The organism is Thermodesulfobacteriota bacterium (genome assembly GCA_040753795.1).
In the GTDB taxonomy this organism is placed as follows: Bacteria; Desulfobacterota; Desulfobacteria; order Desulfobacterales; family Desulfosudaceae; genus JBFMDX01.
Window position 1 is genome coordinate 154,253 of sequence record JBFMDX010000005.1, and the last position, 20,999, is coordinate 175,251.

Below are 20,999 nucleotides of genomic sequence, written 5' to 3' on the forward strand. Positions count from 1 at the left end.
TAAGAGGTGGCCACCACTCATCAACATAGGGTGGCCTGGAAAATATTGACACACATGGCCGGTCTTGCTAAGAATGATGGCAATAAAAGCAAGTTTTTATCCTTATCCTTTTGGCATTCAATCCGATTTCTAAGAAAGATCTAATAATGAAAACTAATTTCTTCTTCCTCTTTCTTTTTCTCGTTCTCGTGCTGATCTTGGGGGCTTGCGATGGATCGCACAACCACACCAATTTTGACTCCTGCGCGGAACTCGAGCGCTGGGCCACATCTGACTTGTGCTCATCGTTCGATCCTCAAGCGCTGGCGAATCACCTCCGCACAGAAGATGCGGAGTGGCCTGACATCCCGGCGTCAATCACTTCGGATATCGACCTGACCGAGGACGACGAGGCTTTCCTCAAGCTTGCGGTGGAAGCTTACGTCTGGGGCTACTCGCCGATGACCATCTACCGGCTGGAGCAGGAGAAGATCAATAGCCAGGCGCCCCAGAACCACTTCTACCATCCCACCCACCTGGCTTACTGGCAGCCCCCGTCGCCGGTGTCCGCGCCCAACATGGACGTGCTCTATAGCAGCGCCTTCCTCGACCTGTCCCAGGGACCGCTCGTCTTGACGATGCCGCCCGTGGAAGGCTACTACGTGGTACAGCTCGACGATGCATACGGCAACTCCCAGGCCTCGCTGGGAAGCCGCACGCGGCCGGGCGGTGCGGCCGATTCGTACTTGATCGTCGGGCCGTCGGACCCGGCCTACACCGACCCCGGCAGCTACCTGAGTCATGGGTTCGACCAGCAGCACGTGCTCCCGGTGGATACGGAACACGCCTGGCTCATCGTCCGAATCCCCATAAATCCATACGCAGAACCCGGCTCGCCGCGCTCCCTCACGGAAAGCGCCAGCTACAAGGCCAATACCGCTTTCGACCTGACGCCACTTCTGAACCCGCAACCGGTCACGCCCATGGACCCGGAGGTGTCGAAGAAGTTCAAGGAGCCGCCCTCCGACGCCATGACCTTTTTCACCTGGCTGGGGATGGCCGTAAAAGGCAGCCCCCTCCCCACGCAGGCGGCCTTCAGCTCCGAGACGTTCCCGCCCTACCTGATGAGTCCCAGCGCCTCGGTAAGTGAGGATCAGCTGGCGCTGTTCGATTCGTTCCAGCTCCTCGGGCTGGACGCCCTTGGCTTCCACCCGGAGCGTCTCAACTGCCGCCAGAGGGCCCTGCTGGAGGCCGGAATGGTCATCGGGGACTGCATCCTCAAAGCGGGACAGGGTTTCATCACCGTCGGGCCGCCCGACCAGAACTACTGGCACGTCATGGGCACCTCCAACATCGGCAAGTACCCCAACACGCCAAGCGGCTGGACGGTACGTTCCATCGCGGCCTACGAGGGCGGCATCGCCAGCCTGGCGCCGGACGGCACCTACCCCACCACGGCCCACGACGGCCAGGGCGCCCGCGTGAGGGGCGGCCGGGCTTACACCATCACCTTCGATGCGGACAACCTGCCGCCCGTGAACGCGGGCGGCTTCTGGAGCCTGACGATTTACTCCGACAACAGCGCCAGCGGCGTGCAGACGAACCTCCCCGCGGTCTCGTCCGCGGCCGTCCTCAACACGGCCTACTCGCAGCTACCCGACGACGCTACCTCAGTAGTGGACACGACGCATTTCTCCAATCCCGATTACCAGGAGGACGACACCGTCTATTTCGCTGTATCCGGCGGCGGGATCGACGCGGAGAGCCCGTACTTCGTTTTTAATGCAAACGACGAGGGCTTCCAGCTGAGTCGCGGCCCCTGGACGCCTGATCACAGCGGCATGACGGCGATCACCGTGGATCCGTCCCTCATCGGACAGACCCTGATGACGGGGCTCGTCATCCCCGTTCATTCCCTGGGTTCGCAGCAGTTGCCGGACGCCCCGCCGGGGCTCCGAGGCACCCAGCTGGCCTTCGAGACGGACGACAACGGAAACAGCATCCTGCGCCTCTACCTCCAGGACACGCCGCCAGCAATCCGCAGCAACTGGCTGCCCATCCCGGACAGCGGGAGCACGTTCCAGGTTATGGCCCGCCTCTATAACCCCACGGCTGCAACCGAGCAGAGCGGTGGTGCCTCCATCCTGTCCAGCACCACTATTCCTCTGACGACAGACGACCCCGATCTGGCGAAGCAATATCCTCAGGAGCCGGTCAATGATTCGAATCGATACGGCACCTTCGTACTCCCGCCGATCGTGCCGATCGAATAAGACAGCAGGAATTCTGGTATAGTCGAAATTCCGGACACCAAGGTGCTCCGAAAAGAAATGGGGTTACCTCCGGCCGGGTAGACGAAAAGTTCGTCTGGCACGCCTTTGCCAAGGGCGCGCCGGTGGTGCTGATTTCCGGGTGCCACATCGGCGACTGCCATTACACTGACGCCAACCACTGGACGGAAAAGCGGGTGGAGAAGAAGGTTTGCCGGCGATAGCTTCATGCCCCTTTCCAGTTTCGCCCCTTCATGATCTCCTCTTTAATGATTTCAGCAATAATTTGAACGGCACTGCTTATCGGTTCCTCTTTATTCATTGTAAAATTCAACCGCATGGTTTCAAGGCCATCGCCCTTGTGGGAAAAAAAGAACCTGCCGGGCACAAAAGCCGCTTTCCTTGCCACCGATTTCCGGTACACGTTTTCCATGTCCAGTCCTTGGGGGCCCCGGCACCAGACAAACATGCCGCCGTCAGGCCTTGACCACTCGAATTCCTCGGGGAAACAGTCGTCAAGTGCTGCCAGCATGGCCCCCAGTCTCGGCCGGTATAAATTAATGATGTTCGGCAGATGCTTTTTCAGGAAGCCGCCGTTGAGATATTCCGCGGCCAGCGCCTGATTGAAGGTGCTGGAATGCAGATCAATCCCCTGTTTCATGATGACCAGCCATTTTCTTAAACGTTCAGGCGCCACGCAGAAACCGATGCGGAGACCCGGCGCAAAAATCTTGGAGAACGTGCCGATATAGACGACATGTTCCGGAGCCAATGTCTTTATCGGCGGGATCGAATCTCCCCGATACCGCAGGGCGCTGTATGGGTCGTCTTCAATGAGAATCCGGTTATATTTTCTGACGATGGATGCGATTTCCTTCCGCCTGGCGTTGGGGATGGTCCTCCCTGACGGGTTCTGGAACGTCGGAATCAGGTAGATAAACTTCACTTGCTCTCTCTGCAGGACCGCTTCGAGGGCGTCGGGGACAAGCCCGTCGTCATCGGTATCCATACGGATATATTCCGGCTCATAGGGAGTGAATGCCTGGAGCGCGCCCACATAGGTCGGCGCTTCGATCGCGATTTTATCTCCCTTGGTGATCAACGCCATGCCAATGGCGTCCAGAACGCCCTGTGATCCGGTGGAAATAAGAATCTCATCCGATGCGGCATCAATACCGTTCTCCCGGAGGTGGGTTGAAAGCGCTTCACGAAGAGGCGGAAACCCCTCCGTCGGATCATACTGAAAAGCCCGGGTGGCATACTTTTCGATGACCATCAACGTCAACTCACGGATAATCTCCATGGGGAAACTCTCCGGGGCCGGGTTTCCGCCCGCGAGGGAGATCATCCCCGGCTGCGAACCGACCTTCAACATTTCTCTTATCGCATTGGTCCCCATCCGCTTTGTTCTGTCGGCAAGCAAACTGTCGATCATCATTGGTTGGTCCTTTCTGTTTTTCCGTAATACCCGCGATCTCTCTTTTCGCGCATCCATGTTTTCCCGGCCACAAAATAAAAAACCCCCTCCGGCCTTACGCCGGAGGGGGTTTTTGCTGACTGTATATGTTAGGTTAAGTCATTCCACTCGACGCCAGGCCATGAAAAGGGGCCGCTGCCGCAGCCGCGGTAGCGGCGATAATGGCAACCCGTACGATTCCTTTTCTGCCCGCGTTGAATGGATTCACAAAAACATTCCCTTTGCTGATTGTGTTAACAATTATTTCTTTTAGATTTAAGTAAAAATTATGGGGTTGTCAATCTTTTCTTCCAAAATAACGGGGACACCATACTTAACTCCCTGAATCAGTGCCATTGTGCTGCCCCATGTGCCACAATAATTGTCTGTTTTTCTGTAAACCCGAATGCCTGGAATGTCTCTCCGGCTGCCCTGCCCTTCTGACCGTGTCCCCCGCATTACGCCTGAAAGCCCTGTCAACATAGGCCGGCTACAAAAACATTGACACACACGGAACCCTTACTATAGATAATGGCCGACAATACAAGTTCTTATTTTTATCCTTGGAAAAACGCTCACAATTGCCAGGGGCGATCTTCTTTTCGACAGGGGAATCACCACAGAAACGGCCTGGCGGAGGGTCTTGCTTCGATCTCCTTACTTCATGTGGGTTAACCGTCGGTATGGTCCTCGGAGGCGGATGGTTCATGAGTAAAAAATGGTTTATTGCGATGATGATCATCCCGGCACTTTTGGCGATGATGGGTTGCGGTGACAGTGGCGGCGGCGGGAATGGAGACGACGAGAGGAATGAAGCGCCAGTCATTTCTTCCATCCCCGACCAGGATCTTCTCATCGGCGAAGCCCTGTCAATCGACTTACGCCTGTATATTACCGATGATCAAAGCGGGCTGGAAGATCTTTCCGTAACAGTGGACAGCCAGACCAACACCGACGCCGTCGCTGTTTTCGTGGAAGACGATTTTTTGAGAAGCGGCCCTGGCGCGACCAACGGGACTTCACTTATCTCTTTTTCGGTCAGCGACCCGGACGGCTTGAGCCAAACGTCATCATTCCTGGTTTCTGTCGCGCCCGCGCCTGTCGCCTGCAACATCCACGGGGTGAATTTCAGCCCTTATATGGACGGACAAAGCCCCAATTTCGGCACGGTCCTGGAGGCGCCGCAAATCAGAAACCGGCTTGAGATCATCGCTCCTTATACCAATTGGGTCAAGACGTTCGGTTTCGATGGCGGCCTGGAGCTGATTCCGGATATCGCTCATGAATACGGCATCGGCATTGCGGCCGGCGCCTGGCTCAGCCGGGACCTGGGCAGCAATGAAATACAACTGTCCAACCTGATGGCCGCCGCCAAAACAGGCAGCATCGATATCGCCATTATCGGCAGCGAAGTGTTGCAGCGGGGCGATCTGACGGCGGAGCAGCTGATTGCCTATATTGACCGGTTCAAAGATGAGGTGCCGGATGTCCCGGTAACCACCAGCGACACATGGCCGGCACTGCTGAACCATCCTGAAGTAATGGCGGCGTGCGATGTTGTTTTCGCCAACTTCTACCCTTATTGGGAAGGCGTGAATATTGATTCGGCTGTCGCCACACTTTATGATGACTATCTGGCGGTTGAAGCGGCCGCCGGAGAAAAACAGGTTATTGTGGGTGAAACCGGCTGGCCGAGCGCCGGCAATCAGATCGGGCAAGCGGTCCCATCAGCCGCCAATGCCGCCGCCTTCTTCCTGGACTTCGTATCCCTGATGAGAGAGAAGGGGCTGGATTATTTTTACTTTGAAGCATTTGATGAAACGTGGAAAATAACCGCGGCAAATCCTCAGGAGGGGTATTGGGGAATATGGGATAAAGATGGTGTTCTCAAAGAGGGGATGCAGCCTGTTTTTGATTGCGAAACCACAGCAGGCAGATAGTTTGTTTCCATCCACCCCCTTTTTTCATGCTTTGCCCATGGCTTTGAAGAAGGTGTAGCAAAAGGTGCCGTCCGGCCGGGTCGTTCGATACAGGTCCTCAATGCCTTTATCGAACGTAGCGGGATCGATGATGCCCTTTTCGATCGCCGCTTGACGGACCCCCTCGATCATCGCCGTGAATGTCTTTTTCGTGAATCCATCGACCAGTTCCGGCTTGCCGGCATCGACATACACCATCCGGGGCGATACCCGGACGTCGCCATAGCCCGCGGAAACCAGTAACGGATAAAGCGACCTTCCGATCAGCGCGTTCCCGCCCGCGCGAGCCTGCAATTCGACCTGGCATAAAATCGCGGCACGCGCCGCCTCGCTATCGGGGTAAAAATAGGCGGAACCATGGTCGCCTTCAATGACCGTCATGGTTCCGCCCGGCCGCAAACAGGCTTTCAGTTTCCGCAAGGCCGCGACCGGCTCTTTCATATGCTCCAGAACAAAACAGACAAAGACATGGTCAAACGATTGCGGGGCAAAGGGCAAATGGAAAATGTCGGCCTGCTGGAACCGGACATTGGTCAACCCCGCCGCCCTCACCTTCTGTTCAGCCTGCGCGACCGAATTTTCCGAGATGTCAACGGATACAATCGAAGCGCCGGGGCTGTTTTTGGCCAGGGTCACCGTTTGCGCGCCCACTCCGCAACCGGCTTCCAACACGCGGCTTCCCGCCGGATAGGCCGTATCGGAATGCAGCAAGGCAACCAGGGTTGTCGCCTGATCCTGCAAGCGAATGCTCTCCCGCGGATCATACCCGTGAACGTATGGTTTTATCATGGGTTTATTTTCCCTGCCGGACGCTGGAACTTTACGTCTACTGAAGCGAGTCCGCAACAGTGACTGGTTAGCCGCCAATTATCTCATTTAAACCATCTATTATCAGATTCAACTCTTCCTCGGATGCTTTGGATATCTTCTTTCCGATCCGCTTTGTTGAAAGAACTCGAATCTGACTGATCTTTACCCAGGATTTCTTTGGAAGACCCGGACCCGCCAGTTCCAGAGTCAAAGGGTAACCTGCCTTCTGCGGCTGACTGGTAATCGCTGCGGCAATGACCGTGCCGGACCTCTCATTAAACACATTGTGGCTTAAAACAAGAACAGGGCGTAAGCCGCCCTGTTCGCTGCCAATAACCGGGTTTAAATCTGCCCAGTATATTTCACCCCTTAATATTCCGGCCATTCTTCCAGCTCCATTGAGAAGCCCTCTTCAGCTAAGGATTGTTCAAATTCCGGATCAAGTTTGGCGCACTCCTGGGCCAGACGGCTTTTGTCGATGCGATTCAGTTTTTCTGTAACAGCTTGCTGGATAGCATTGCTACGGTTTGGGAAAAACTTCGATTTAACGAGCAGATCGAGCCGCTTAAGTGTTCGGTCGTCAATTGTGATTGCGATCTTTGAAGCTGCCATATCGATTACCTCCGAGTATGATAATAAATCATACCCCAAGCATTTGCAATTTTTTTTTAGCGGATAACGGCGGCCGCCAATGGGAGCCAGGGCTTCCACTGACTTGCCTAAAAGACGGTTAATATTCAATTCCCCCACGAATGCTCAAAAGCCGTATGCCCTGGCGATCCTTTGGGCGGCATGGTTATGCGATTTTTTTTATTCACCATTTTCAATTGCCTGGTTAATAATTGGAGCGACTGTGTCAGGATTTATGCCTCGGTCTTTGCAATATTTAGACTGCAACCAGACTGACAGTCGTTTCTGCCCTTTACTTGCATTACAACCTCGACAGCAAAGAACAATGTTCTCTCTTGTGATAATTTTCGCATCGTTGATTATATGCTCCCAACTTGCAGCAGATTTCGCAGATATCTTTGCTGGGGTAAATTCAACGCCGCAGTAAACACACCTTTTATCCCTTTCCCGCACTTCCTTTTCAAGCCACTCTGGAATATTCCAATTATTTGCCATGAGTGATGGATATCTTGTTACGCATAACATTGTAATAAATGGAAAATTTTCTATGTTATTGAATCATATAGGTGGAAATTTTTCCATTTATTACCATTATTAAAGACCCAAACGTGGAAAATATGACGGATTGATTCCCACGTTCTCTTTTTCCGATATCCTTTTCTTGTCTTTTTCCACTTATTACCGCATTAAGGCCCCGAACATGGAACTCGGTACCGTCATCCCGTCCATAGCGCAGAGCGCACTTATGGCCTTGGGATTAAACGGATCATTTTGTTTCATGGACGGCCTCCCCCCCAAATAATACAAAAGACGTATTGCAAGATTTTTAGCGTTTATGGCTGGTGATGTCAACATCACGGCCGCCATCCTGGTTCGGGCGTCAGGCGAAACCGCCGTCAACGGTGGGATGCGGCGAACGGGAACGAGATCTTATTTTCGGAGTTTTTTCCTGAAATACCATACCGGCGCCTGCATGAATTTGACCAGGGCCAGCGGCATCAGGCGATACGCCAGCCAGAGCATCCGGGCGTGAAGGGGAAACAGGATCAGGGCCTTGTTTTTCGTTACGCCGGCAAGAATATGATCGGCGGCTTTTTCGGCCGGGCAGGCCCGGACCGGGAGGATGCCCATGACATCCGGAATGCTCGCGCGTTCGGACGGGCTGTGATCGTACAGCGGGGTTTTGACCACTCCGGGGCACACGGCCGAAACCCTGACGCCCAGGCCGGCGGCCTCGATGCGCAGGGACAGGGAAAGGCCGACCACCGCCTGCTTGGTCATGACATAGGCCACGGTGATGGGCTGGTAGATCAGCCCAGCCATGGAAGCGGTGTTGACGATGTGGCCCGATCCCTGGCGGATCATGACGTTATAGGCGGCCAGGGTGCCGTGCAGGACGCCCATGGTGTTGATGCGGACGATCTTCTCCCACTGGGCCGGCGCCATGTCCCTGACCTCGCCCACGAACAGCATGCCGGCATTGTTGAACATGTAATCCAGGCGGCCGGATTCCCTGGCCGTGTTCTCCACCAGGGCGAACACGGCCTCCCGGTCGGACACGTCCAGAGCGGCGGCGCGGGCCATTCCGCCGGCGGCGCGGATTTCCGCGGCAACTTTTTCAGCTTTTTCCGACTGAATGTCGGCCACGATGACGCTGGCCCCCCGGGCGGCCAGCTGGCGGCAGACCGCCTCGCCCATGCCGGATGCGCCGCCGGTGACAATCGCTGTCTTGTCTTTAAAAACGCTCATGAAAGGTTCCTTAAATGATCGCGGAAAAAATTTTCAGCCCAGTCCCTTTGAAAACCGCCGCAACAGCGCCACCCCGGATATGACGGCCAGGGCAAGTCCGACGGTCAGGGCCGTGGCCAGGGGCGTAAAGGTAAATCCCGGGCCGATCATGGGCACGCAGGCGCCCGCGTCCCACTGGGCGATCGTGCCCACGTTCCACAACCGGTCAAAGGTCAGGACAATAAACAGGACCAGGAATATAGCCAGGGCGGCCAGCATTGACAGGCTGCCGCCCCGGCGGAGCTTCTCGGCCTGGTCGGCCATCAGAAAGCCGAAGGTATACATGGCCGGATACATGAGAAAAACATAGATCGTAAAACCCGCTGACAGGCGCGAGGCGTCCAGCCAGTACATCCACATCCAGTCCGGATTCAACAGATAGGCCGCGATGGCGATACCCATGCCCACGACCACATTGTAGGCCATGCCCCAGCGGTAATAGGGGCTGGTCAGCAACGGTTGGCCGGACGGGATATGATTTTTGGCCGCCGCGTAGAAAGCGGTCCCGAGGGTAGTGGTCAAGGCGGCGTCAATGGGTACGGTCATGGTGTCCTCCTTTATGCTTAACGGGTTTTATGCCGCGCCTTTCCGTGTACACCATTCTGATCGGCTATGGCAGTCCACATAGTTCGAACTAAGAGTACGAACTAATTTAATTGATACTACGAGTCCGAATTATATGTCAAGAAAAAACATCAGCCTGAATTTCTCAGGAAACGATGGTGGGTGGCACAAAGACCGGAATGGGAACCAATCCGGTCGAAGGCGCTTTGACCGTTATTGACCTGTGACCATACCTTTAAAATAAAGATCAACAATCGAGGAAAAGGCTTTTTCAACATCACGGACATCGTTTTTGACCAGCCAGCGGTAGAGGACCTCTTTTAAGCCGCCGATGACACAAAGAGCGGTAATAAAAGGATCGATCTTTCCGGATACCGTGCCGTCTTTCTGAGCCCGGGAAATATATTTCACGCCAAGATTGACCAGGTCATTGAAAAAGGTATCCACCTTGTCCAGAAAAGGATCATGAGATCCGATGATTTCTGAAAGCAAAATTTTTAATAATTTGCGGAATTCAGGCGTGTCGGCCAGGGAACGGGCCACAGCCAGGAAGATTGCCCTGACGTCGGTAACGGGCTTTTTTATGGATATGTCGAGTTGTTTAATCGCATCATAAAGGAGCGGAAAATAAATATCGATGATCCTGGACAGAATTTCCTTCTTGTTTTTAAAATGGAAATAAAAGGTGCTCTTGGCGATATGGCTTGCTTTTATGATGTCATCCACGCGTGTGGCGTGATAACCCTTTTCGGAAAAAATATCCAGGGATACCGCCAGGATCTGGGCCTGCCTTTCAAGCCCATCGCTCCTTCGCACCTGCTCTGACTTTTTTTTCATTGGAATCGTACCATGATAACGTTTGATTAGATAAAAATAAGTATTCAAAAACCGCCGCCAGCCGGAAACGGGTAACGTCTTTTATGTTTTAACTTTTGAGGGCATGCCTGAATGTAGAGCCGGTGAGGTTTTTTTTCAACGCTTTTAAGGGGCGACAGGGGACATCCATGATTTAATGCGTTTCAACAATACTGCGATGAATAACGCACAAAAGCATAGACGTCCCCATCATAACCTCGAAACAGCCGTGTCGATGAAACAGCCGCCGCCTCCGCCGCCGCCGAATTTAGATGGCGTCGTATCCGTACCTTCCGTATCCACGGATATGTCCTTGGCGGTTGTGTTGGCGCCGAAACTGTTTTCCACCGTCAACGCCACGGTGTAATCGCCGGGGACTGAATAGGTGTGCCGGGGATTCTGCTCCGTGCTGGTGACGCCGTCGCCGAAGGCCCATTCCCAGGAAGCGGCGCTGAGCCCGGAGGCATTCTGGAAGGTGACCGTCAGGCCATCGGCGGCAGAAGAGAAGTCGGCCACGGGGGCAGTCCGGCTGTAGTTCAGATTCAGCGATGCGGAACCCAACGTGAGAGAAGCGATCGCCCCTGCCAGGACATCGCCGGTGATCTCAGCGGGGTCACCGGGCAGGTCCGGCGAGCCGGACAGGGCGTAAAGCGTGAAGGTATAAAGTTTTTCACCGGGCCCCTGGGATTGCGGCGGCGCATAGCCCGCTGCCTCATGACTGCTTATTCCGGACAGGCCGACCCCGGAAGTGTTCTTAGCCAGATTCGTCACTCCGGCCGGAATGCCGTAGAGCACCCAATTGTAGAGGATAGAACCGTCACCCGGCAACGTACTCATGAGCAGCGCGAACTCCTTTGTGCCTAACGGCACGTTCGTCCAGGACAGGTCCGGAGAGACGCCGCTGCCGTCATAAGTATAGTCAACGGGAAGCGTACCGCCGTCGGTTCCGACGCTGCTGGTGAGTTTAAAGGCCTGACTGCCGGTGGAGCCGCTTCCGTTGAACAGAAAGTCCGTGTTCTGGATTTCAGGCATGGCGATTTTATCGGAATAGAGCCATGCCCCCTGGCAGTCGTATGCATGGGAATCGGCCTGATATTCCGGGAACCGCTGATAATACTCCAGACGAAGCCCCATGAGCGTATCGGCCTGATCGGTGGTTAACGTATTATGAACATCGGTAAAACTGGTCGCATAATGATAAGAGAGCTCACCATCACAGGAACCATAGGATCTGGCCAGGGCCAGGACTTCATCCTGGCTGACCGATGCGCCGGTCATGAACTGCCTGAACTTTTCAGATATCGCTTCCCGCGTGGAAACGATATTGTTCAGATCGGTTTTCTGGGTGGTGACCAGATCCGTGATCATGGCTTTCTGGCTGGCGTTCAACGCATTCAGAAAGGCCGTGCCCATATCCGCGGTCAGGTTGGTGTCGATGGTCACCCCTTCCGCGGCTGTCATGGGCGGAATGTCTTTCATGTAAAATGAGCCGAAATACGTGCCATGCCGCTCCGGACAGAAATAGGTATCGCCGTCGACCGACCCGAAATACCAGGAAAAGATGTCGTCCGCATAAGTGGAAACGAGCACTCCCCGGTTGGTTCCCTGTAATCCGGAAAGATCCACCGGGGTAGCCGCCGGCCAGTCACTATTGGCAATGGTGCCGCCTTCCCCGGCGTTCTGGAATAATGTCGTGAAGGCATCCCTCAAATCCGCAAGCTGCGCCTTCTGGGAATCGGTCAGGGCGGAAATGATGCCGCCATAGGTCCTGGCCCGGTCATAGCTGATCTGGCCGTCAATGGCATATAAATCCGCGGCAAACGACATGACCGCATCTTTATCCAGGCCGCTGGCGCCGGCAGGGACATCTCCGTTCAAAAGGCGCTGAAAAGCTTTGATCAGGACAAATCGTTTGTAAGCATAGGCATCCACCTGCTCGGCCTGGTTGTTGGCGAGGGTGACCAGCGCCTGGACCTGGGCATTGGTCAGAATCGACAGAACGCTGTCGGACACCCGGCCGGCGAATTCCGTGTTATGCCCGAATCCGTTGGGAGTGACATCCCGCAGATATTGGAATCCGAAAAAGTCAGACACTTTTCCCGGCGGGTAAAAGGTGCTGGAGCACATATCTCCGGTCAAAAAGGCCAGGCCGTCAAAAGACAGGGTGTTCAATTGCGCTTCATCGGAAACAGCCTGATCGATTGATATATTGCTGTCTCCCGAAGAACTCCCGGGTGGTTCAGCCTGTTCCGCTCGGACCATGGAAACGGGTGCAAACCCGCCCCATCCCAGAAGGAAACAAATGATTAATGATAAGCAGAAGGCGCGATTGATTTCTGCGGCGGTTATCTTCAGGTGATGATAGATGCTGTTCATAGGACCTCCTTTATCAGTTCCTGGTGCGGTTGTCCAAAGGGCACCTCTAAAATCGGACAAAAATTCAAATTTTCAGTGATCTCCTGAAGGCATCCGGGGACGGCCGGCCGACAGGCATTCTCCGGCACTGAGCTGACCGTCTCCATCCAGGTCGAGCTTCTGAAGGGCAACCGGCGCCTGGGCGATCTCCCCGGCGCTGATGACGTCGTCACGGTCGGCATCCAGGGCCAGGTCGATGGGTGGTTTGGGCGGTCGCCGGTCGTCATCAGCCGGACCGGAAGATAAATCCTGCTTCGGCGGAGCGCCGGCACGGTTACCGCCGGGAGGGCCGAAAGGGCCGTCCGGCCTCGGAGGGATATATTCGTCCGGAGTGAGCCGACCGTCTCCGTTTTTGTCGAGTTTCTGCAGGGCGGCCGGGGCCTGGGCGATCTCCTCCGTGCTGATGACGCTGTTATGATCGGCATCCAGAACCGCGAAGATGGGCGGGGATGGCGGGCTGCCCCCTCCCGTGCCGGGGCCGGGAAGGTTCGCGGCGTCCTGGGCGGCGGCCGGCAGGGACAGCGGGCCGAAAAGCAGCGCGCCGATGATGATCATTTTTTTCATGCGTTTCATGGCAGTCGCCTTTCATTAAATGTTGTTTCTTCTCTTTCCCTTTCGTTGATTCCTTTATCTCAGACAATTGTGGAGATTTTATGAAGGTCCCGTGTTGTTGCCGTGGACTTTACGCAATAGACTGGATTGCGCGGGAATAATGTCATATTCTAGAGACAACCGGGATGACGACGGCGATCCCGGTGATTGACGTTCCGCCCTTTTCGGGCATACCGGGAGCGGGTTTGTGAAATACACCTACAAGCTTTTTGCTTCGTTTCTGGCCACCAGCCTGATGATCGTCATCCTCATGGTGACGGTCCTGCAGTACTATGCCTCACGGAATTTCTCCGCCTATGTCGGCTGGGTGGAAATGGAGCAGCTCGGCGATATCATGCCCCGGCTGGAGCAGGAATACCGCGATCACAACGGCTGGGAGCATTTGCGGGACAACCCCGAGACATGGTCCGAAATCCTGCGGCAAAGCCCGGGGAAGGAAAGCCCTGTCGGCCAGCCGCCCCCCCGGCGGGAGCGCCCCGCCGGCTGTAACGACAACCCGCCGCCACCGCCACGGGGCGACAACCAGCAACTCCCGCCACGAAACGGCAACCCGCCGCCCCCGCCACGGGACAGCACCGGCGGCCGGGACGATAACCCGCCCGCCCCCGCTCAAGACCACCTGAGTCCGCCTCCCCATGACATCCGCCCGCGGCTGACGCTTTTCGACCGCGATAAAAAAATGGTCGTCGGCCAGGGCTCGGCCGACAAGGACCATGTCCTCATGGAGATCCCCGTCGACGGACAGGTGGCCGGATGGCTGGGGCTCAAAATCCCGGAGCGCCTCTCCGACCCGCTGCAGATGGACTTCCTGTATCGCCAGACCCGGGCCATCTACCTCATCGGCGGCGTCATTCTGGTCCTGTCCTCCCTGCTGACCTTCCTCCTGGCCCGCGGCCTGATGCAGCCGATCCGGCGGCTGACGGAAGGAGCGCGCGCCCTCGCCTCCCGGCGCTTTGACACCCGCATCAAAGCTGGCTCCGGCGACGAAATGGGGCAGCTCGCCTCCGATTTCAACCACATGGCCGACACCCTGGAACGTTATGATCGCCTGCGGCGACAGTGGCTGTCGGATATTTCTCACGAGCTGCGGACGCCGCTGTCGGTGCTGCTGGCCGAAATCGACGCCGTGCTGGACGGGGTTCGCGATATGAGCCGGCAGACGCTGGAGTCCATCCATGCCGAAGTGCTGCTGCTGGCGAAACTGGTGGAAGACCTGCACGCGCTCTCCCTGCTGGAGAGCGACGCCCTGACCCTGGCCAGGGGCAGGGTGGACGTACTCAAGGTGGCGAGGGATGTACTCCAGGCCTTTGAACTCAGATGCTCGCAGGCCGGCATCACCGTGGAGAGCCGGCTGACCGCCAAAACGGACATGGTAATCACTGGCGACGCCGCGCGCCTGGCTCAGGTATTCGGCAACCTTCTGGAAAACACCCTCAAGTACACCGACAGCCCCGGCCGGCTGCGCGTCTCTCATGTTGTGAAAGACGGTCAGGTGCACCTGCTTTTCGAAGACTCCCCGCCGGCCGTCAGCCCCGGCGAATTGCCTTATATCTTCGAGCGACTGTACCGGACAGACCGCTCCCGGTCCACCGGCGGCAGCGGCCTGGGGCTGGCCATCTGCAAAACCATCATCGAAGCCGGCGGCGGTTCCATCCGGTCCGGCGCCTCCGCCCTGGGCGGGCTGAAGATCGAAATCGCGCTGCCGCTGACGCGGCGAAGCATGCCCCATACGGAGAAACGTTCATGAGCCATATCCTGGTCGTGGAAGATGAAGCCAAAATCAGGGAAGTCCTGCGCGACTACCTGAAAAAAGAGGGCCACCAGGTCTCCTGCCTGGAGCGGGGGGACACGGTCATACCAACGGTAAAGAAATCACCTCCCGACCTGATCCTCCTGGACGTGATGCTGCCGGGCATGGATGGGCTGGAGGTATGCCGGGGAATAAGGAAGTTCTCACGGATCCCCATCCTCATGCTCACCGCCCGCGTGGAAGAGGTCGACTGCGTGCTGGGGCTGGAACTGGGCGCGGACGACTATATCTGCAAACCCTTCCGGCCGCGGGAAGTGATGGCCAGGATCAAGGCGGTGCTGAGACGGACCCGGCCGCCGGAAGCCGATGAAAGCATTCTCCGGGCCGGCCCCATTGAACTCAATGTCCCGGCCCATGACGTCACGATCGATGCCCGTCCGGTGAAATTGACCCCCATCGAATTCAACCTGCTCCGGCTCCTGATGGAGAACCCCGGCCGGGCCTTCTCCCGTTCGGAACTGGTCAGCAGGACCCAGGGCTATGATTTCGACGGCTACGACCGCACCATCGACACCCACATCAAGAACCTCCGCCGCAAAATCGCGGCGACCCTGCCTGGTCAGGAGGTCATCGCCTCGGTTCACGGGGTCGGGTATAAACTGGCGGCCGGCCGTTAAGACGTTGACGCACAACACCCGCCCTGTTATAGATAATGACCGAATATTCACATTCCTATCCTTTTTATCATTTTAAACGAGGGAAGGTGTCAATGGATCTGATCAGCCAAGCCATCAGGCGTCACATTTCACGGCGGCGGTTTCTCAAAGGCGGCGGCTCTCTGCTGGCGCTGCCCTTTTTGTCGGGGATCAGCGGAACAATGCTGGCAGGGTGCTCGTCGAGCTCGTCGGCTTCCAACCGGACGGATACGGACAAGTACAACACCCAGCTGGTTGTTCTGGGATCATCCGGCGGCGTGGGATACTGGCCGGGCTCAAACCGCGCCAGTTCCTCGTCGGCCCTGGTCGTTAACGACACCATTTATCTGGTCGACCTCGGGCAGGGGTCCATGGCCCGGCTGAACGAGGCGTTCAATACCCAGAGTGTCCTGAATGCCGACGATTCATACATGGACAACCCTTCTTCCACTTTTCTCAACAAAATTAAGGCGCTTTTCTTTACCCACATCCATCCGGATCATATCGCTGATTATGCCAACCTGCTGCTGATAGGCGCCGGCAGCCAGCTTGGCAGCCCTGCCCTGGGCTGGGGAGAAAAACCGCTGAAAGTGATCGGGCCCTGTGACCGCGGACAGCCGGACTTCAACAAAAACCCTTTTATTCAGGAAGACGCCCTGGCGGACTGGATCTTCCAGACGGACAGCGCCGATCCCGACCGGATTACGTCGACGCCGGGCACCATCCAGATGACCGATCTGATCTTTCAGGGCGTTGCCCAGGCCGTCAATGACCTGATGCTGGATGACGGATACCCGAATTACCGGAGCCTGATCGATGTTTCCGAGATCGGCAATCCGCTTGAAGCCCAGGGCAGCCCCACCTGCCCGTTGACGGCACCGTTTCAGATATATCCGGCGGGCGGCGGCCAGGATGAAAACGGCGTCAGCGTGACGGCGACCCTGGTCGACCATCATCAGGTGTATCCGGCCTTCGCCTTCAGATTCGATACGCCCGATGGCTCGGTCGTCTTCTCGGGCGATACCGGGGCCAACACGACCGCGGACCGCTATCTTGTCGAAAGAGATCCGGACCTGGCCAATGGCAATTTGCAGATGCTGGCCGACGGTGCCGATATCCTGGTGCATGAGGTGATCGACACGGCCTGGGTCAACCAGATGTTTGGCGACCCGGATCCGGCCTCGCCGTATTATGTTTTGAAAGAGCACATGTTAAACGCGCACACACCCATTGAACGGGTCGGTCAGGTGGCCGCTTATTGCAACGTCAAGACGCTGGTGCTCAACCATATCGTACCGGGAATGGCGCCGATATCGCATCTGGAGCAGGCCCAGCAGAACTTTCCCGGAAACCTGATTATCAGCCAGGACCTGATGCGTATCGGTGTCAGCACCCAGGGCGGTGTTGTGCTGTAGGGCTTGTCCCGGCCCTTACATCATCAGGTTCAGGGGTTCGATATATTCCGGGTCTTCCTTGTCCATGATGTCAATGATATGCCGGTGCAGCCGGCGCTTGTGCTCACCGAAGATCCCTCTTTTTTTATTGAAGGTTTTCGCGAAGGCCAGGGCTTCGGCCATGAGGTTGTCTTTATCGGCACAGGCTTTTTCAATAATATGATGCGCCTCCAGTTCCGGCGCGGAGACCCTTCTGCCGGTCAGTTTCATTTCGTTGAACTTGTAATAAGGAAGGGCTTTTTTGACAAAGGCCACCATCCCGGGCAGAAAAGGAATACTGACGTCCACTTCCGGAAAACAGAAATAGCCCCGGTCCGACTTCATGAACCGGAAATCACAGGCGCAGGACAGGATGGCCCCGTTGCCGAAGGCATGGCCGTTGATGGCCGCGATCACGGGAACGGGTGCCAGCAGGCATTTTTTAAACACTTCGTTCATGCCGTACATAAAGGCCCGCATATCGTCCGGCGCGCTGTTTGAAAACCGGTCCATCATCCATTCCAGGTCAACGCCGGCGGAAAAATATTTGTCGCCCGCGGACGTAATGACAATGGCGGTGACGGATTCATTGGCCAGGGCGTCGTCAATGGCCTTGCCCATGGCCCGGGCAAAGGCCAGGTTCTGCCGGTTCTCACCATTGTTCATGGTAATGACGGCGACCGTGCCCTCCAGGGTCAGATCAACGATACTCATGTTTTACTCCTGTGTATTAGATTCTTAAAAAAATTAAACTTCTTCAGCCTTTTTGAGCTACTCGTTCGAGAGCAAAGAAGAACAGATCCCCTCTGTTTTTGGGGACATTGACGCCGCCCATTCCCAGGCAAAGCGTTTCAGTGATCGGTTTAACCTCATCATAAAGATGCCTTTTGACAAAACCCGGGAGACGGGAGCAACCGTAGTGAAGCTGGTAAGTTTGGGTTTCTCTCCACCGGGACGGACCAGGGGTGGCTTTAAATTTTCCGAGGGCGACTTTCGGATGCCAGAAGCACCAGAGGCTTTTGGAAAAATCGATCCAGAAGGGTGTCCATTTAAAGCCCCCATTGCTTATCAGCCACAGCCAGGGTTTTCCGGCATCCACCGAATCCAGCATTCCCAGGAAATGGCCTTTGTACAGGCCGTCACCTAATTTGGCCGGCTCACTTTCCCGATAAATTTGTTCCAACCGGTCAAGGCCGCTGCCCTTCAGGCCGGCAAGCGTGATTTCAGTTTTGGCTGATTTCATTTCGTTCTCCCCAACAGGAACCGCAATCCGGTAGTAATGGATTCCCGGTGCAACTCCCATGTGTTGGAGGCGTCAATCCGGTCCGCATTGTTATGAACACAACACCATTTTTCTCCATCATCGATCATGCCCTGAATTCTTGGATGATGTAATATAGATCGGAGCGACTGGTCTTTGACATTACCAATCGGTTTATCAACATTGACACAGTCCAGTACCGAACCATCGGCGTAAACCTCTAAAAACATTTTTGGAAAATGACACCGGTACGGTTTCTTCCCCGCAACAAATTTATTGAAGTAATTATACGTGTTGAGAATCGGAGCCTTGTTTTTCTTCCTTGAGATCAGCCTCCTGGCAAGTTCTCTGCGGGTTGCTTCCGATGCATCGAAGGCCGCATTCTGAGAGCCCAACCCGCTTGATTTCAGGAGATCCATCTCGATGAAATTGACATATCCGGGAACTCCCATCTTTTCCCACAAATCAATTATGTTATCGATATCATGATGGTTATGCTTCAAAATCAGCGTATTAAAAATGATCGATATTTTAGGATATTGCGTTTTGAGAATGTTGATCGCTTCAAGAATTCTGTCAAAAGACCCGTTAACGCCGCAGGTTTTATCATGAATTTCGGCTGTGGCGCCATTGAGTGAAATAATGATAACGTCAACATAAGGGGCGATAGAGGGTATTTTTTCTTTTAAGAACCAGGCGTTGGTGTTGATAAAATTGATCAGGCCCTTTTCCCTGGAATACCTTACAATCTCTTCAATGTCCTTTCTGATAAGCGGCTCCCCGCCCCAGAGATAGTTGGCGACAAATCCACACGCTCTGGCCTGATCATACAGGGAACGGATTTCACCAATCGTTAAGTCTCCGGTTGATGATTCATTCCAAAGGCACTGTTCACACTTGAAATTACATTTGGATGTTATCAGGTGGGAAAGAAAAAAGGGTTTATAGCCGGATATCCTGCCTTTCAGCAGATTGGCTGATAGCTGCGTAATGATTCGTAATTTATTTATGGCAGTCATATTCAAGGATTGGGGTCGGACCAAGCTAAAATATTGATTATTAAAGATAGTCAATCAAAAACAAGCTGTTTTCATCCATTAAAACGGGCCTTTTGAGGGGCAAAAAAATCACTTTAACCAGTTAGCCCTACTTAGAAAAAGCTTAAAATGCGTTTTGGGGGTCAAAAAGGGCCTTTTAAGCCTTATCCTGGGGGTTGTTTTGCAGTTTTATGTTTATATATAAGCATGTTGTTATGGTCCGACCCCAGAAACACCCTGGCCGAGGGCGGAGAGAACCGTTTCAGCATAGAGTCTGCCGTGCGTGGCCGGCGCCGTATGCGTTCCCGGCAGAATCCTGAAGGCCAGAGTTGTCTTGTCAGCCGTATTGGAAGGATAATACCGCTGCCAGAACGATTCGATTTCTATGTCGGAAGGATGGTCGAGATTTCCGATTCCATATTCGTCCACCGCTATGCAGGTATCATCGCGCGCGAAAATGACCGCGATATTTTTGAGGCCGCCGACCGGCGCGTTGCTTTCGTCAATCAATCGGGCGCAGTCGCTGATATCTTTATATATCCTGGCCAGTTTGGATGGTTTGCCGGATAAAACACTGTCGGCCACCGACCGGGAAAGGTCGCCGGCCAGCCCGCAGCTAAGCCCCCAGGCGGAACCGATGGCGCTGGGGGATTTGCCGGTAAGGGTCTGGACTCCCGAATTGATCGCTTCCAGCGTGAATCTTACCAGCAGATGGCCGGGATTTTTCCACTTTTTGTAACCGGCCGCGCAGACAGTGGCCAGCCCGATGACGGCGCCGGGATAATTTGAGGCGAATTCCCTGGCCAGTATCCCGCCGTGAGACCAGCCTATCGAACAGAGTTTCCCGGAGATGTTGTCCGGCTTCGGGACGACGGCATGGCCGTTGATCAGCGCCGGCATGGCGGCTATCGGGCTGAATCCCTCGACCGAAACGCCGCCTTCATCGAGCAGGCGCCTGATCGTCTCCATCAGGATGACCATCTTCCCCCTGTCGCCCCGCCAGCCCGGATCGTCGCCAAAAGGGGTGTCACATGTCGGTACGATGCATATTCCCGACAAACTGTTAAGCGCCAGCGTTCGGGTGAATTCATAGCTGTCCTTCGGCCGCTGATCATGGCCCTGGAAAAAGACCATGGCCGGGCCTTTCAGGCTTCCCCTGGCCCTGTCGGCCGCCTTTTCTTCGGGCGATCTGGCGTCGAGACAAACATAATTAACCGTTATCGTCTCGTTGTTGAATGTCGCCTTGAATTTTTTCATATCCGGTTTAGAAGGGATATATCTTCCATTGGATGAGCTGGATGAATTTGATTTTAACGCCATTTTCTCTCCCGCGGTAATGGTAATAATATTCTAATTCCACTGCTTGCGGTATCAGCATAATCATAATAGCGGTTCTTGGCAATGTTTCAAAACAACTTCTCGGCCAATTCTTTGCACATTGGATGACCTCTTTGCATACCCGGAC

Annotated in this window: 21 protein-coding genes; 7 read left to right on the top strand and 14 right to left on the bottom strand. The window is 55.1% G+C overall.

Annotation, left to right across the window (positions count from 1 at the left end; all coding sequences use genetic code 11):
- Positions 1-146: 146 nt before the first annotated feature.
- Both AB1724_08485 and AB1724_08490 read left to right on the top strand, forming a co-directional pair.
- Positions 147-2,252, top strand: a complete 2,106-nt coding sequence (locus AB1724_08485) for a DUF1254 domain-containing protein (protein ID MEW6077834.1) — start codon at positions 147-149, stop codon at positions 2,250-2,252.
- Complete coding sequence (locus AB1724_08490) at positions 2,249-2,473, top strand: hydrogenase iron-sulfur subunit (protein MEW6077835.1); 225 nt, start codon at positions 2,249-2,251, stop codon at positions 2,471-2,473. Before AB1724_08485 ends, AB1724_08490 begins: the two co-directional genes overlap by 4 nt.
- Positions 2,474-2,475: 2 nt before the next feature.
- Here AB1724_08490 and AB1724_08495 read toward each other — a convergent pair whose 3' ends face one another.
- On the bottom strand, positions 2,476-3,552 hold the full coding sequence (locus tag AB1724_08495; protein MEW6077836.1) for a PLP-dependent aminotransferase family protein: 1,077 nt from the start codon (positions 3,550-3,552) through the stop codon (positions 2,476-2,478).
- Between AB1724_08495 and AB1724_08500 the strand changes: the two genes are divergently transcribed.
- Both AB1724_08500 and AB1724_08505 read left to right on the top strand, forming a co-directional pair.
- Entirely contained in the window at positions 3,551-3,979 is a 429-nt protein-coding gene (locus AB1724_08500; GenBank protein ID MEW6077837.1) for a hypothetical protein, read from the top strand. The genes AB1724_08495 and AB1724_08500 overlap by 2 nt on opposite strands.
- A 289-nt stretch (positions 3,980-4,268) precedes the next feature.
- A complete protein-coding gene (locus AB1724_08505; protein ID MEW6077838.1) occupies positions 4,269-5,645 on the top strand; it encodes a glycosyl hydrolase family 17 protein in 1,377 nt (458 codons plus the stop codon).
- 24 nt (positions 5,646-5,669) lie between these two features.
- Here AB1724_08505 and AB1724_08510 read toward each other — a convergent pair whose 3' ends face one another.
- The 9 genes from AB1724_08510 to AB1724_08550 all read right to left on the bottom strand — a co-directional run bounded on the left by AB1724_08510 (position 5,670) and on the right by AB1724_08550 (position 13,319).
- Positions 5,670-6,473, bottom strand: coding sequence for a methyltransferase domain-containing protein (locus AB1724_08510; protein MEW6077839.1), 804 nt, complete (start codon positions 6,471-6,473; stop codon positions 5,670-5,672).
- Between the two features lie 67 nt (positions 6,474-6,540).
- Complete coding sequence (locus AB1724_08515; protein ID MEW6077840.1) at positions 6,541-6,879, bottom strand: type II toxin-antitoxin system PemK/MazF family toxin; 339 nt, start codon at positions 6,877-6,879, stop codon at positions 6,541-6,543.
- Positions 6,864-7,106 (bottom strand): ribbon-helix-helix domain-containing protein, encoded by a 243-nt coding sequence (locus AB1724_08520; protein ID MEW6077841.1) that lies wholly within the window; start codon positions 7,104-7,106, stop codon positions 6,864-6,866. The genes AB1724_08515 and AB1724_08520 overlap by 16 nt, the downstream gene beginning before the upstream one ends.
- Positions 7,107-7,304: 198 nt before the next feature.
- Positions 7,305-7,619 carry an HNH endonuclease gene (locus AB1724_08525; GenBank protein ID MEW6077842.1) on the bottom strand — a complete coding sequence of 105 codons (315 nt, stop codon included), beginning with the start codon at positions 7,617-7,619 and terminating at the stop codon, positions 7,305-7,307.
- Positions 7,620-8,054: 435 nt separating this feature from the next.
- Positions 8,055-8,873 (bottom strand): SDR family oxidoreductase, encoded by an 819-nt coding sequence (locus AB1724_08530; GenBank protein MEW6077843.1) that lies wholly within the window; start codon positions 8,871-8,873, stop codon positions 8,055-8,057.
- A gap of 33 nt (positions 8,874-8,906) precedes the next feature.
- Positions 8,907-9,458 (bottom strand): hypothetical protein, encoded by a 552-nt coding sequence (locus AB1724_08535; protein MEW6077844.1) that lies wholly within the window; start codon positions 9,456-9,458, stop codon positions 8,907-8,909.
- Positions 9,459-9,689: 231 nt separating this feature from the next.
- Entirely contained in the window at positions 9,690-10,313 is a 624-nt protein-coding gene (locus AB1724_08540; protein ID MEW6077845.1) for a TetR/AcrR family transcriptional regulator, read from the bottom strand.
- Positions 10,314-10,541: 228 nt separating this feature from the next.
- Entirely contained in the window at positions 10,542-12,707 is a 2,166-nt protein-coding gene (locus AB1724_08545) for a PKD domain-containing protein (protein MEW6077846.1), read from the bottom strand.
- Positions 12,708-12,779: 72 nt separating this feature from the next.
- On the bottom strand, positions 12,780-13,319 hold the full coding sequence (locus AB1724_08550; GenBank protein MEW6077847.1) for a hypothetical protein: 540 nt from the start codon (positions 13,317-13,319) through the stop codon (positions 12,780-12,782).
- A 226-nt stretch (positions 13,320-13,545) separates the two neighbouring features.
- Between AB1724_08550 and AB1724_08555 the strand changes: the two genes are divergently transcribed.
- From AB1724_08555 to AB1724_08565, 3 genes are all read left to right on the top strand, one after another.
- The gene (locus tag AB1724_08555; protein ID MEW6077848.1) at positions 13,546-15,105 is read left to right on the top strand and encodes an ATP-binding protein; all 1,560 of its coding nucleotides are present in this window, start codon (positions 13,546-13,548) and stop codon (positions 15,103-15,105) included.
- Positions 15,102-15,785 (top strand): response regulator transcription factor, encoded by a 684-nt coding sequence (locus AB1724_08560; GenBank protein ID MEW6077849.1) that lies wholly within the window; start codon positions 15,102-15,104, stop codon positions 15,783-15,785. The genes AB1724_08555 and AB1724_08560 overlap by 4 nt, the downstream gene beginning before the upstream one ends.
- A 92-nt stretch (positions 15,786-15,877) precedes the next feature.
- Positions 15,878-17,218 (top strand): MBL fold metallo-hydrolase, encoded by a 1,341-nt coding sequence (locus tag AB1724_08565; protein MEW6077850.1) that lies wholly within the window; start codon positions 15,878-15,880, stop codon positions 17,216-17,218.
- 15 nt (positions 17,219-17,233) lie between these two features.
- Here the strand turns inward: AB1724_08565 and AB1724_08570 are convergent, their stop codons facing one another.
- From AB1724_08570 to AB1724_08585, 4 genes are all read right to left on the bottom strand, one after another.
- Complete coding sequence (locus AB1724_08570) at positions 17,234-17,950, bottom strand: enoyl-CoA hydratase/isomerase family protein (protein ID MEW6077851.1); 717 nt, start codon at positions 17,948-17,950, stop codon at positions 17,234-17,236.
- A gap of 43 nt (positions 17,951-17,993) precedes the next feature.
- Positions 17,994-18,479 (bottom strand): hypothetical protein, encoded by a 486-nt coding sequence (locus AB1724_08575; protein MEW6077852.1) that lies wholly within the window; start codon positions 18,477-18,479, stop codon positions 17,994-17,996.
- Positions 18,476-19,516, bottom strand: a complete 1,041-nt coding sequence (locus AB1724_08580; GenBank protein ID MEW6077853.1) for a radical SAM protein — start codon at positions 19,514-19,516, stop codon at positions 18,476-18,478. Before AB1724_08580 ends, AB1724_08575 begins: the two co-directional genes overlap by 4 nt.
- Before the next feature lie 231 nt (positions 19,517-19,747).
- Positions 19,748-20,854, bottom strand: coding sequence for a hypothetical protein (locus AB1724_08585; GenBank protein ID MEW6077854.1), 1,107 nt, complete (start codon positions 20,852-20,854; stop codon positions 19,748-19,750).
- Positions 20,855-20,999 lie beyond the last annotated feature (145 nt).

Coding starts and splice junctions, on each gene's coding strand:
- AB1724_08510 (MEW6077839.1), bottom strand. CDS start 6,473: ATGATAAAACCATACGTTCACGGGTATGATCCGCGGGAGAGCATTCGC.
- AB1724_08545 (MEW6077846.1), bottom strand. CDS start 12,707: ATGAACAGCATCTATCATCACCTGAAGATAACCGCCGCAGAAATCAAT.
- AB1724_08565 (MEW6077850.1), top strand. CDS start 15,878: ATGGATCTGATCAGCCAAGCCATCAGGCGTCACATTTCACGGCGGCGG.
- AB1724_08580 (MEW6077853.1), bottom strand. CDS start 19,516: ATGACTGCCATAAATAAATTACGAATCATTACGCAGCTATCAGCCAAT.
- AB1724_08535 (MEW6077844.1), bottom strand. CDS start 9,458: ATGACCGTACCCATTGACGCCGCCTTGACCACTACCCTCGGGACCGCT.
- AB1724_08570 (MEW6077851.1), bottom strand. CDS start 17,950: ATGAGTATCGTTGATCTGACCCTGGAGGGCACGGTCGCCGTCATTACC.
- AB1724_08585 (MEW6077854.1), bottom strand. CDS start 20,854: ATGGCGTTAAAATCAAATTCATCCAGCTCATCCAATGGAAGATATATC.
- AB1724_08520 (MEW6077841.1), bottom strand. CDS start 7,106: ATGGCAGCTTCAAAGATCGCAATCACAATTGACGACCGAACACTTAAG.
- AB1724_08575 (MEW6077852.1), bottom strand. CDS start 18,479: ATGAAATCAGCCAAAACTGAAATCACGCTTGCCGGCCTGAAGGGCAGC.
- AB1724_08500 (MEW6077837.1), top strand. CDS start 3,551: ATGGGGAAACTCTCCGGGGCCGGGTTTCCGCCCGCGAGGGAGATCATC.
- AB1724_08530 (MEW6077843.1), bottom strand. CDS start 8,873: ATGAGCGTTTTTAAAGACAAGACAGCGATTGTCACCGGCGGCGCATCC.
- AB1724_08495 (MEW6077836.1), bottom strand. CDS start 3,552: ATGGAGATTATCCGTGAGTTGACGTTGATGGTCATCGAAAAGTATGCC.
- AB1724_08560 (MEW6077849.1), top strand. CDS start 15,102: ATGAGCCATATCCTGGTCGTGGAAGATGAAGCCAAAATCAGGGAAGTC.
- AB1724_08485 (MEW6077834.1), top strand. CDS start 147: ATGAAAACTAATTTCTTCTTCCTCTTTCTTTTTCTCGTTCTCGTGCTG.
- AB1724_08515 (MEW6077840.1), bottom strand. CDS start 6,879: ATGGCCGGAATATTAAGGGGTGAAATATACTGGGCAGATTTAAACCCG.
- AB1724_08540 (MEW6077845.1), bottom strand. CDS start 10,313: ATGAAAAAAAAGTCAGAGCAGGTGCGAAGGAGCGATGGGCTTGAAAGG.
- AB1724_08550 (MEW6077847.1), bottom strand. CDS start 13,319: ATGAAACGCATGAAAAAAATGATCATCATCGGCGCGCTGCTTTTCGGC.
- AB1724_08525 (MEW6077842.1), bottom strand. CDS start 7,619: ATGGCAAATAATTGGAATATTCCAGAGTGGCTTGAAAAGGAAGTGCGG.